Origin of the sequence: Sphaerospermopsis aphanizomenoides BCCUSP55 (assembly GCF_001586785.1) — a bacterium.
GTDB lineage: Bacteria > Cyanobacteriota > Cyanobacteriia > Cyanobacteriales > Nostocaceae > Sphaerospermopsis_A > Sphaerospermopsis_A aphanizomenoides_A.
In genome coordinates this window covers 1-12,790 of the sequence record NZ_LUFH02000088.1, presented here as the reverse complement: position 1 = coordinate 12,790, position 12,790 = coordinate 1, and the positions used below count along the sequence as shown (strand labels likewise).

Annotated in this window: 11 protein-coding genes and 1 pseudogene; 11 read left to right on the top strand and 1 reads right to left on the bottom strand. The window is 36.1% G+C overall.

Features of this window, described 5'->3' with window-relative positions:
• Positions 1-155: 155 nt before the first annotated feature.
• Entirely contained in the window at positions 156-1,508 is a 1,353-nt protein-coding gene (gene trxB, locus A0J48_RS19915) for a thioredoxin-disulfide reductase (protein WP_200326162.1), read from the bottom strand.
• Between the two features lie 121 nt (positions 1,509-1,629).
• Here trxB and A0J48_RS19910 point away from each other — a divergent pair.
• The 11 genes and pseudogenes from A0J48_RS19910 to A0J48_RS19860 form a co-directional block, all read left to right on the top strand.
• Positions 1,630-1,956, top strand: a pseudogene (locus A0J48_RS19910) (Uma2 family endonuclease); the annotation flags it as partial.
• A gap of 88 nt (positions 1,957-2,044) precedes the next feature.
• Positions 2,045-3,376 carry a class I SAM-dependent methyltransferase gene (locus A0J48_RS19905; protein ID WP_200326160.1) on the top strand — a complete coding sequence of 444 codons (1,332 nt, stop codon included), beginning with the start codon at positions 2,045-2,047 and terminating at the stop codon, positions 3,374-3,376.
• 280 nt (positions 3,377-3,656) lie between these two features.
• Positions 3,657-4,202 carry a type IV pilin-like G/H family protein gene (locus tag A0J48_RS19900; RefSeq protein WP_200326158.1) on the top strand — a complete coding sequence of 182 codons (546 nt, stop codon included), beginning with the start codon at positions 3,657-3,659 and terminating at the stop codon, positions 4,200-4,202.
• A 117-nt stretch (positions 4,203-4,319) separates the two neighbouring features.
• Positions 4,320-6,578, top strand: coding sequence for an O-linked N-acetylglucosamine transferase, SPINDLY family protein (locus A0J48_RS19895; protein WP_200326157.1), 2,259 nt, complete (start codon positions 4,320-4,322; stop codon positions 6,576-6,578).
• 142 nt (positions 6,579-6,720) lie between these two features.
• Positions 6,721-7,200 carry an acyltransferase gene (locus A0J48_RS19890; RefSeq protein ID WP_200326155.1) on the top strand — a complete coding sequence of 160 codons (480 nt, stop codon included), beginning with the start codon at positions 6,721-6,723 and terminating at the stop codon, positions 7,198-7,200.
• The gene (locus tag A0J48_RS19885) at positions 7,197-8,225 is read left to right on the top strand and encodes a Gfo/Idh/MocA family protein (protein ID WP_200326153.1); all 1,029 of its coding nucleotides are present in this window, start codon (positions 7,197-7,199) and stop codon (positions 8,223-8,225) included. The genes A0J48_RS19890 and A0J48_RS19885 overlap by 4 nt, the downstream gene beginning before the upstream one ends.
• Before the next feature lie 2 nt (positions 8,226-8,227).
• Complete coding sequence (locus A0J48_RS19880; protein WP_200326151.1) at positions 8,228-9,310, top strand: DegT/DnrJ/EryC1/StrS family aminotransferase; 1,083 nt, start codon at positions 8,228-8,230, stop codon at positions 9,308-9,310.
• Between the two features lie 7 nt (positions 9,311-9,317).
• The gene (locus A0J48_RS19875) at positions 9,318-9,995 is read left to right on the top strand and encodes an acyltransferase (RefSeq protein WP_200326149.1); all 678 of its coding nucleotides are present in this window, start codon (positions 9,318-9,320) and stop codon (positions 9,993-9,995) included.
• On the top strand, positions 9,992-10,945 hold the full coding sequence (locus A0J48_RS19870) for an SDR family NAD(P)-dependent oxidoreductase (RefSeq protein WP_200326146.1): 954 nt from the start codon (positions 9,992-9,994) through the stop codon (positions 10,943-10,945). The genes A0J48_RS19875 and A0J48_RS19870 overlap by 4 nt, the downstream gene beginning before the upstream one ends.
• Positions 10,946-10,996: 51 nt before the next feature.
• Positions 10,997-12,199, top strand: a complete 1,203-nt coding sequence (locus A0J48_RS19865) for a DegT/DnrJ/EryC1/StrS family aminotransferase (RefSeq protein ID WP_200326144.1) — start codon at positions 10,997-10,999, stop codon at positions 12,197-12,199.
• A gap of 6 nt (positions 12,200-12,205) precedes the next feature.
• Positions 12,206-12,790, top strand: a 585-nt coding sequence (locus A0J48_RS19860; protein ID WP_200326142.1) for a hypothetical protein, incomplete at its 3' end; no start/stop codon positions are given.

Genomic DNA, 12,790 nt, shown 5'->3' with positions numbered 1-12,790 from the left:
TTTGTTTTGAATAGTTATTATATCTGTTCAGGCAGGGAACAGGGAACAGGGAACGGGGAACAGAAAGAAGGCAATAGGCAAAGGTTATATTCTCCCCCTGCTTCCCCTGCCTCCCCTGCTTTCTTCCCCTGTCACCTGTCACCTGTCACCTGTTTTTACAGATTACTTTCTATCATTTGCCGATATTCACTTTTCTGTTTTACACCCCGAACTTCCTTGACTAATTCCTTATCTTTAAACAATTGTACAGTGGGTGTTCCTATGACTCCAGCATTTTCAGCAATATCTCGATCTTTGTCAATGTCGATTTCCACAAAGTGGATTCTACCATCGAATTCATCCACTACTTTATTTAATATGGGTTTCAAAGTATGACATGGACCACAACCAGGAGAAACATATTTGACTAGGAGCAAGCGATCGCTTTCATGGAATAATTTTCTTAAAGCATAACCGCCTTCATGGCGTGTTGTTTGCAAATTAAACTCTGTCGCTGTTTCCGTTGTCTGGGTTTCCGGTTGTGCTGCTGGTTGCTGACTTTGATGGAACTCATGAATTAAATTCTTTGATGATAACCATCTTTCTGCTAACATGGCCGCCATACAACCAGTACCCGCTGCTGTAATAGCTTGACGAAATTCATGGTCTTGCACATCTCCAGCCGCAAATACACCATCTATACTGGTTTCTACACCACCAGGTTTAGTGGTAATGTATCCCACTTCATCCAGTTCTAATTGCCCCTGAAATAGCTCTGTATTGGGCTTGTGACCAATGGCGTAAAATAAGCCTTTAGCATTAATTGTACTTTCTTTCCCAGTTTGACGATTATGGACTTGCAAACCGGTCATATTTTCCTTACCAACTACATCCACTGCTTCGGTGTGCCAATGTACCTTTATTTTTGGGTTACTCAAAACTCTATCTTGCATGGCTTTAGAAGCCCGCATTTTTTCAGAACGCACTAATAAATGTACCAGAGAACCATATTTAGTTAAATAAATCGCTTCTTCTGCGGCCGAGTCTCCCGCACCAATAACCGCCAACTCTGCACCGCGAAACATGGGGGTTGCACCATCACAAATGGCACAAGCGGAAATTCCCCGACTCCAAAATTCGTTTTCACTGGGTAAACCTAAACGTTTCGCAGTTGCACCAGTAGCAATAATTAAACTATGTGCTTTCACTTCCCTTTCTTGGGAACGAATAGTAAAGGGACGCTGACTTAAATCAACTGATATCACATCTTCAGTATATAGCTCTGCCCCCCAGCGTTCTGCTTGCGCTTTCATATTATCCATTAGTTCGGGTCCAGTTATCCCCTGGGGAAACCCTGGAAAGTTCTCAACTTCCGTAGTTGTCATCAGTTGTCCACCGGGTAAACCTCCTGCTTGGAAGCCTTCAAACACAACGGGTTTTAAATTTGCCCTTCCTGCATAGATAGCTGCTGTGTATCCAGCGGGACCCGAACCGATAATGACCAAGTTTTCTACTGTGGGGTTAGTCATATTCTTATTCAAACTCATAACGACTACGTTTAATTTATCATAGCATAACTGAAATATCCCGGACTTCTCTAATCATGCTGGGATCTGTCAAGATAAATAAAGAAGAGTTTTCTGGTGTATTATGTCTCTTACTATTGCCGACCTAGAACAACTACAAACCGAGCATCCAGAATGGCAAATGGAGTTAGTGGAAGGAAATATTATAGTAATGGGTCCATCAGATTACGAGTCAGAAGAAATAGGTGGTCGTTTACTTACCTTTTTGAATAACTGGGTGCTATCTCGTCAGCTGGGACGAGTCACTGGTTCTAGTGCTGGTTTTATTTTGCCCAGTATAGAGAATAACTCAGATAAAAGAAATCTCCGCACACATGATGTCTCTTTTGTAAAAGCAGAACGACTGAAAAAGAGTAAACGGGACTTTGTAGAATTAGTACCTGATTTAATTTGTCCCACCGGTTGGATACTGTTGCCAAAATAAGTAATAATGTATGATTTGATTTACGATAGAACTCTGAAAAGTAAGATTGATTACCATGAATAATTCCAACTCTGATTTATGGGATAAAATTCGTGAACAATTTGATAGCGCACCATATCCTAATACACCACTTGATAAATCACCAAAAAACGATGTTAGTTTACTATATTATCACAATTTAGTAACTGCATATTATTTACGAAATCAGCAAGTTATAGACACCAAAGATAAGATAATTTTAGACGCTGGTTGTGGAGCAGGTTACAAGTCCTTGGTACTAGCAAAAGCTAAACCTGGAGCAAAAATAGTAGGTGTTGATATATCAGCAGAGTCTGTTAAATTAGCTAAACAAAGATTAGAATATCATGGATTTGATAATGCCGAATTTCATGTCTTATCAATTTGTGATGTAAAAAGCTTAGGATATGCCTTTGACTATATCAATTGTAATGAAACTCTTTATCTATTTCCTGATATTAGTTTAGCACTAAAATCTATGAAATCAGTTTTAAAACCTGAAGGAATAATTCGTGCTAATTTACATAGTGCTATTCAGAGGTTTAATATTTTTTGCGCTCAAAAAGCATTTACTATTATGGGGTTAATGGAAGATAATCCTGGAGATTTAGAGATAGACATTGTTACAAATACAATGAATGCTCTCAAAGATAATGTTTTTCTCAAGAATATAACTTGGAGTGGCGATTTTGAAAAAGAAGATAGAAAAGAGCGTATTTTGATGAATTATTTATTTCAAGGAGATAAAGGCTATACTGTCGGTGATCTGTTTTCAGCTTTGCAAACAGCAGATTTAGAATTTATTAGTATGCTGAATTGGCGACAGTGGGATTTAGTGGGTTTATTTAAAGAACCTGATAATTTACCTACTTTTTTAGCCATGAGTTTACCAGAAATTTCTATAGAAGAACAGTTACAGCTATTTGAATTACTGCATCCCAGGCACAGACTACTAGATTTTTGGTGTGGACACCCGCAACCAGAGCAAAATTTCACACCTGTTTTTCAGTGGGATAATACTGATTGGAAAAGTGCAAAAGTCTATTTGCATCCACAATTTAATAATGCGAAGTTAAATAATTATGTCACTGCTTGTATAAGTACAGGAAAAATTTTTCCAATTTATAAAAATATCAGCTTAGGTCAGGAAACTATTTATATAGATAGTTCTATGGCACTCTGTATATTGCCGCTATTTGAGAAACCATACCTAATGATGGATTTAGTAGAGTATTGGCGACAACGCAGACCTATAGATAGTTTCACGGGAGAACCCATAGAAACTACTCAAGTATTTGAACTGGTCAAAAATACACTGTCAACATTGGAAGGTTTTGACTGCGTTATGTTGGAAAAGCTGTCTTCCTAAACAGTAGACAATCAAGATACTGCAAATTCAATGACTTACACAAATCAACTTTGACACCCTGTAGAGACGTTGTATGCAACGTCTCTACCTGTATTTCTAACAAAAATCCAATTTGCTGTACACACCAGTATTGACTAAAATACAGTAATAGTAAGCCTTTGAGGCTTATAGAACAGCACAGGGGAAAAATTTTTTCTGAGGGGTGATATGAAACTGATCAGGAGTGGGTAAGTTCTTCTCATAAGGAAACAAACAACACCCGAACTCAAGGAAAACTACTATGAAAACTGAACTGAAAGCAAAATTCTTACAACACCTCTTAGGTAAAAAGAAAGATGAACAAGGTTTCACCCTGATTGAACTATTAGTTGTTATCATCATCATTGGTATTTTGTCTGCGATTGCATTGCCTTCCTTCTTGAACCAAGCTAAAAAGGCTAAACAGTCTGAAGCTAAGACCTACGTTGGTTCTATGAACAGAGGTCAACAAGCTTACATGACAGAGAACGATACCTTTACTACTAGTATTGATGCAATGGGTATCGGTATTAATTCCACTACCGCCAATTACACATATACAGCTACAACTGGTGCAAGTGATGGTCCGGGGAGCAAGGCTCGCGCTCTCAGCTATTCAAGCACAACGGTTGCGGCTAGTGGTTTGAAAAATTATGGTGGTCTTGTATATCTGAAGGCAATTGGTGATAATTCTGAATTAACAAGTGTAGCCTACCTCTGTGAAAATAAGAATGTAGCAGTAGCTGGTAACGATGGTATAACCATCAGTAGTACAACTTGTGATGGTGAAGGTACATTACTGAAGTAATTAATTGCTAAGTTGTTATTTTTGCTAATCATTGCTAAGAAGTAATAATTCACCTTCCGCATTGAACTTGGAAGGTGAATATTTTTATTTTCTCATATTTATAGAAATTGAAAAATTATGAATCAGCTAAACACTTCTCTTAATGTAAGTAACTGGCAGGAACAAGCACAGCAATATTTAGTTACAGAAAATTATGGTGCTGCTGTCAAACTGTATGAGCAAGCAATTGAAGAACAACCAGATATTAAAAGTTATTATTGGCATTTAGGATTACTCTTGCTACTACAAGGGCAAGAAACCGAGGCGCAGTTTACTTGGTTCTCGGCATTATCAGAAGACGCAGATATAAATACTAAAGAATTAACAGAAGTTTTAGACACAGAAGCTAAACGTCGTATCACAATTGAAGACTATCATGTCGCTTGGGCAATTCGTAAACATATTCAAGAAATTGCTCCTGAAGATATTAACAATATATTACATCTGTCCCATATTTCTCTGCAATTGGAATCTTTCAAAGATGATTTAGCTGACATCTTAGAGTTAATCATTAATACTTTATCTATTACAACAGATTTCTGTGACACAAATTTATTAATAGATGTTATTAAACTATCTCTAGTTTATATCACTACAAAAGAAGCAGCATTTGATTCGGTATTTAATTTGGTTGAAGTTTGTTTGCAGAAATATCCAGATAGTTCAGTGATGGCTTTGATCACGACTGTAATGCTTCAATGTATTGAATTTTCAGCTTTTTATAAAAGACCTGACTTAGCAGCCAAATTTGCTGAACTTTGTTTGCAGCGAGTTCCCAAAAATTACCATATTGAGTATCGAGAAATTCTCACAGTGTTATCATTTTTCTATCAAAATGGGCGACAATTTGAAAAAGGAATAGAAACAGCTAAACTTTGTTATGATTTGGCTAATAACTTGTCTGAAAAAATCAGTGCTAATTTTGTTGTTCTCAGAGGATTAATGAGTTCTGGAAGTTATTGGCAAGAAGCTTATAATCGTATACAAGATAACGTTTTGTTAACCGAGACATTAATTGAAAGCAAGCCTGATGATATTCATATAGTTGATATTAAACGTTTGTTTGTTTCTTTATTCTTCCTACCCTACTTTGATGACATACCTAAAAGAAATCACAAAATCCAAAATCAACTTTCTAGTTTTTGCCAATCCCAAGTGATTAAAAATTATCCTGAAATTGCCGAACAGCAAAGTAAGTATTTAAATTTACGTATACAAAATATAAAACAAAATCAAAGAACACTGAATATCGGTTATATTTCTCATTGTTTCAAGAGGCATTCTGTGTCCTGGCTATGTCGCTGGATTTTTAAATATCACAATCCAGAAAAGTTTAAAATCCATTGTTATTTTGTCCATGCACCTGAAGAAATAGAAATTTTTACGCAGAATAGTTTTGTTAGCAAATCTCATAAATTCTATAAATTTGGACTTAATGAAAATGAAAGAATTTGGAATCAAATAAAAGCAGATGAGATTGATATTTTAGTTGATTTAGACAGTTTGACTTTGGATCAAGCTTGTGAATTAATGTCTATCAAATCTGCACCCATACAGGTAACATGGTTAGGTTGGGATAGCTATGGATTGCCTTCTATTGATTATTTTATAGCTGATCCTTATGTTTTACCAGAATCTGCACAGGATTATTACAGTGAAACAATTTGGCGATTACCTCAAACTTATATTGCAGTTGATGGTTTTGAGGTAGATGTACCTAGTTTACGAAGGGAAGATTTAGAGATCCCGGGTGATGCCATTATTTACTTCATGACTCAAAAGGGCTATAAACGGCATCTACCTCATTTACATCTACAGATGAAAATTGTCAAAGCAGTTCCCAATAGCTACATATTAATTAAAGGAGATGCTGATCTAGAAACAAGCAAAGTATTTTTTGAAGAAATTGCAAAGGAGGAGGGTGTAGATTTTTATCGCATTAAATTCTTGCCCACTACTCCCACTGAAGCCATTCACCGTGCTAATTTACAGATCGCTGATGTTGTACTTGATACATATCCGTACAATGGTGCAACAACAACCTTAGAGACTCTATGGATGGGTGTTCCTTTGGTAACAAGAGTGGGTGAACAGTTTTCTGCACGGAACAGTTACACAATGATGATTAATGCAGGTATTACAGAAGGCATTGCTTGGACAGAGGAAGAGTATTTAGAGTGGGGTATAAGGTTGGGTAAAGATGAGGAATTAAGACAGCAAATAGCTTGGAAATTACGTCAGTCAAGACATAAAGCACCACTATGGAATGCAAAAAAGTTCACTCTTGATATGGAAAAGGCTTATGAAGAAATGTGGCAAAGATATATAGATGCTTGATCATCACTAATGATAAATAATTTACTTTGGTAAAAATAAGTATAGTGTAATTGTGCCAAGGTCAATAAGCTGTTGCTTACCATTACCCTCAAGCATTACAGTTTATCAGAGACAAATTATGAAATAAAAAATGAGAATGATTATGGCAATTTCACAAGATGTAAAGTTAGGTAATAATGTCGTAATTCATCATCCTGAATTGGTTAATCTGTATGGATGTAAGATTGGCGATGATACTAAAATAGGTGCTTTTGTAGAAATACAAAAAGGTGTGATTGTAGGTAATCGCTGTAAAATTTCTTCCCACAGTTTTATTTGTGAAGGAGTAGAAATTGAGGATGAAGTTCTAATTGGTCATGGTGTCATGTTCATCAATGATCGTTATCCTAGAGCCACAAGTAACGGTAATTTGAAGACAGAAGCTGATTGGAATGTAACTCCAGTGAAAATTAAACGGGGAGCATCTATAGGTAGTGGAGCAGTGATTATGTGTGGAGTAACAATAGGTGAAGGGGCAATGATTGCTGCTGGAGCAGTAGTTACTAATAATGTACCTGAATACGCGATCGCTATGGGTGTACCTGCTAAAGTAACGGGTGATGTGCGGGAGCGTGAGTCATGATAGGAATTGGTATAGTTGGTTATGGTTATTGGGGTCCGAATCTAGTACGTAACTTTTATGAAATACCAGAATCCCAAGTAATTGCTGTTAGTGATTTCAGTCCAGATAGATTGCTAAAAGTCCAATCTCGTTACCCCACCATTGGTGTGACGTTAAACTATCAAGACTTAATCAATGATGATCGTATAGAGGCGATCGCTATTGCTACTCCAGTTTCAGCCCATTTTGATATAGCTATTCAAGCTCTACAGGCTGGAAAGCACGTTTTAATAGAAAAACCCATGACCGCAAGCTCTGAACAGGCATTACGATTAATTGCTGAAGCTGATAAACGTAATCTAGTTCTGATGGTGGATCATACTTTTGTTTATACGGGGGCAATTCGCAAAATAAACGAGCTTGTAGAGAATAATACATTAGGTAATATTTATTATTATGACGCGGCGCGTGTCAATCTGGGATTATTTCAGCATGATGTAAATGTCATCTGGGATTTAGCAGTACATGACTTATCCATTATGGATTATGTATTGCCTTTCAAACCTTGTGCTGTATCTGCCACAGGTATAAGTCATGTCAGTGGAGAACCTGAAAATATAGCCTACATAACATTATTTTTTAATGAACAATTAATTGCCCATTTGCACGTTAATTGGCTTGCTCCTGTAAAAGTTAGGCGGACACTAATCGGCGGTAGTCAAAAGATGATTGTCTATGATGATGTAGAACCTAGTGAAAAGGTAAAGGTATATGACAAAGGGATTACGGTTAATAATGATCAGGATAATCTGTACAAAATGCTGATTGGTTACCGTACAGGCGATATGTGGTGTCCAAAATTGGATCTGACAGAAGCTCTAAATAGAGTGGTATCACACTTTATTAATTGTATTAAAACAGGCGATCGCCCTTTAACTGATGGTAAAGCTGGGTTACGAGTAGTAAAAATTCTTGAAGCTGCTACTGAGTCTATGAAACATCAGGGTAAATTGGTGGAATTAAACTGGAAAATAGCAGAGTTATAACTATGATTCCATTTGTTGATTTAAAAACTCAGTATGCAACTATCAAAGATGAAATCAACGAGGCTATTTCTAAAGTTCTGGAAACTACCCAATTTATATTAGGGGAAGAAGTACAAGCCTTTGAAACTGAGTTTGCAGCTTACTGTGGTGCTGATTATGGTATTGGTGTAAATTCTGGTACAAGTGCTTTACATTTAGCCTTGTTAGCTTTAGGAATTGGTGCTGGTGATGAAGTCATAACCGTGCCTTTTACCTTTGTGGCAACGGTGGCAGCTATCTGTTATACAGGAGCTAAACCAGTTTTTGTGGATATTGATCCTATTTATTATACTATAGATGTTAACCAGATTGAGCCTGCTATTACTGAACGAACCAAAGCCATACTTCCTGTTCATCTATATGGACAACCTGCGGATATGGACTCTATTCTATCTATAGCGAAAAAGTATAATCTGAAAGTAATTGAAGATGCGGCTCAAGCTCATGGTGCTGAATATAAAGGCAAAAGGGTCGGTAGTCTTGGTGATTTAGGTTGTTTTAGTTTCTACCCAGGTAAAAATTTAGGAGCTTATGGTGAAGCAGGAATTGTCACCACCAATAACCCTGAGTATGCCCATACTATTAAAATGTTAAGGGATTGGGGACAAGAAAAAAGATATTACCATGACCTCCATGCCTATAATTACCGCATGGAAGGAATACAAGGGGCTATATTAAGGGTTAAGTTACGCCATTTAGAAACCTGGACACAAGCTAGGAGAAGTCACGCTCAAGTTTATAATGAATTACTAGCAAATACTGGGTTACAAACTCCTGTAGAAATGCCTTATAGTCGTCATGTTTATCATATATATGGGGTGCGATCTCCTGATAGGGATATTTTACAAAAACAATTAATGGAAAAGGGGGTGCAAACAGGTATTCATTATCCTATTCCTGTTCATTTGCAGAAAGGTTATGCAGATTTAGGTTATAAATTAGGCGATTTTCCTTGGAGTGAATTAGCGGCAAATGAAGAATTATCTCTACCTATGTATGCAGAATTAACTGATTCAGTTATTACATATATTGCAGGAGTATTTTAATTTTTTTATGAGTGACGATTTAAAAACTAAAATTGTTAAAGCACAGAATGGATTAAAGCAAGTTCAAGAAGATCCTAATTTTGAGAAAGAACTAGCACAATATTTACTGACTGCTTTCCAGCAGGAGCAATTAATTAATTTATATGACCGCTTCATTATTCAAGATGGGCAATTCGATACTCTGATGAGAAGAGTATTATGGAAAGCTTTAACAAAAAAGATAGGTAATAATGTCGTTATTAGTAGTGAAGTTCGCTTTAAACATCCAGAGACATTTGAAATAGGTGATGGTGTTTTTATTGGCACTCAAACTTATATACAAGGTAGATTTGATGGTAGATGCTTAATTGGCAATCACGTTTGGATAGGTCCAGGTAGTTACTTTGACGCTCGCAATTTAATTATAGAAGACTATGTTGGTTGGGGCCCGGGAGCAAAAGTATTAGGTTCAACCCATACGGGTATACCTACTGATATTCCAATCATTCAAACAGATTTAGAAATAAAACCAGTAAAAATCGCTATGGGTGCTGATATAGGAATTAATGCAGTTATTCTTCCAGGAGTAAATATTGGTCAAGGTAGTATAGTAGGTGCAGGAGCAGTAGTAACAAAAGATGTTCCTGCTATGGCGATTGTAGCTGGTGTACCTGCTAGATTTTTACGTTGGAGAAACGAATCATGAAAAAAGTGTTAATAACTGGTGGTGCAGGATTAGTTGGTTCTCATATTGCCGACCAATTAGTTAAACAAGGAGTTTCGGAAATAGTTATTCTTGATAATTTTGTCAGGGGTACTAAAGCTAATTTAGAATGGGCAATCGCTAATGGGAATGTCAAAATCATAGAAGGAGATATTAGAGATCAAACACTACTCAACGAAATAATGCTAGGTGTAGATATTCTTTTTCATCAAGCAGCAATTCGTATTACTCAGTGTGCTGAAGATCCAAGATTAGCATTAGAAGTATTAGTAGATGGTACTTATAATGTTTTAGAAGCAGCAGTAAAAGCAAAAGTAAAAAAAGTGATAGCGGCTTCTTCCGCTTCTGTTTTGGGTATGGCAGAAGAATTTCCTACCACTGAATCCCATCACCCGTATAATAACCGTACTTTTTATGGTGCAGCTAAAACCTTCAATGAGGGAATGTTACGCACTTTTAATGAAATGTATAGCTTAGATTATATCGCCTTGCGCTATTTTAACGTTTATGGTGTGAGAATGGATATTTATGGGGTTTATACGGAAGTTTTAGTCAGGTGGATGGATCGTATTTTCGAGGGAAAACCACCGCTGATTTTTGGTGATGGTTTACAAACTATGGATTTTGTTTCTGTGGAAGATATTGCCAAAGCCAATATTTTAGCTGCTCAAAGTGATGTAACTGATGAAGTTTTTAATATTGCTAGTGGGGTAGAAACTAGCTTGAATGATTTAGCTTTGAGTCTTTTAAAGGTAATGAAATCTGATCTAAAACTTGAATATACAGGCGAAAGAAAAGTTAATCCTGTAAAAAGAAGATTAGCCGATACAAGTAAAGCTGAGAAATTACTAGGATTTAAAGCAGAGATTTCTCTAGAAGAAGGTTTAACACGGCTAGTTGATTGGTGGAAAAAGACAAAAAATATTTCATAACAAATCAAGATTATATGCTAATAAAAAATTTTATAAACACAAGAATTTAATATGAATGAACAATCATCCTTTATCCCTATAGCTAAACCTTTTCTGGGCGAGGAAGAAGCCCAAGCTGCAAGTCAAGCCATTTTATCCGGCTGGGTAACACAAGGTCCCCAAGTCAAGGCTTTTGAAGAAGAATTTGCTGACTATGTGGGAACAAAATATGCTTGCGCCGTCTCTAGTTGTACTACCGCTTTACATTTGGCTTTATTAGCCGTAGGTGTTCAACCTAATGATGAAGTAATTACGGTATCCCATTCTTATATTGCAACGGCTAATAGTATTCGCTACTGTGGGGCTATTCCCGTATTTGTAGATATTGAAACCCAAACCTATAATATTAATCCTGATTTAATTGAACCAGTAATCAGTGATCGCACCAAGGCAATTTTAGTAGTCCATCAAATGGGAATGCCTTGTGATTTAAAAGCAATTTTAAATATTGCCAAAAAACATTCCTTACCCGTGATTGAAGATGCGGCCTGTGCGATCAGTAGCGAAATATTATGGGAAGGCAAATGGGAAAAAATTGGTAAACCCCACGGAGATATTGCCTGTTTTTCCTTTCATCCCCGTAAAGTAATTACCACTGGTGATGGTGGAATGTTAACCACTTCAAATCCTGAGTGGGATCAAAAATTTAGGTTATGGCGACAACATGGGATGAGTGTACCGGATACAGTCCGACATGGTTCAAAACAAGTCATTTTTGAAACGTATCCCGTTTTAGGCTATAACTACAGAATGACTGATATTCAGGCAGCAGTCGGGCGGGAACAATTGAAGAAACTACCTCATATAATTACTGCGAGACGAAAACTAGCCGCTAAGTATCAGGAATTACTACTTAATATTTCTGGTATAGAAACACCAACAGAACCAGCATGGGCAAAAACTAATTGGCAAAGTTATTGTATAAAATTGGCTGACCATATTAATCAAGTGGAAGTCATGCAAAAATTATTAAATCAGGGAATTGCTACTAGAAGAGGGATAATGTGCGCCCACAGAGAAGAATGTTATCTAGCAGAAAAATGGACTTGCGGAAGCGATAGAAAAACTTGTGGTTGTCAGCCAAAGAATTGTCGAAATTTAATACAAAGTGAGAAAACCCAAGAATATGGATTAATACTACCGTTGTTTATTCAATTAGAAATTTATGAACAAGCTAAAATTGTCGATACTTTATATGAAATTTTAGGAGGTTAAAAAATTATGAAAATTGATTTTGTTTATCCTTCTCGAAAAATATTCCATGACACTTGGAATACTGGAAAAGGTTGGATAGAAACATTAAAAAGGATGGGATATCTCAATAAATATTTTGCTCTAGATCCGGAAAATTGTCATACTCTATTAGAATACTTAAAAAGTCCTAGTAGTGATATGATAATAGTCTTAGGTGGTGATCATTTTCTATATTTTATGTATGATGACTATCAGAAAAAAGAGATTTGGAATCAATTAAAAATACCTAAAATTTGTATTTGTTGGGAATCTATAGTTAATTCTTTATTTCCAGGATTTTTTAAGAGAAGTTCTAATTCTTTACATTGTTTTGATTATTTTATTTATGGAGATGAGAGAGATAAATCTTTTTTTGAAGGAAAGTCAGTTAATTATTGTTTTTCTCCACTTTGTGTGGATGGTCAAGAATTTAAAAAAAATAAACAACTAAATGAAAGAAATAATCAGATATTTTTCTTTGGAAAAATAAATAATTTTGGCATTGAAAAAGTTTATGCTGAAAGAAGGAGGTTATTGAAGGAACTTTTAACTAATCAATCAATAGATTATATC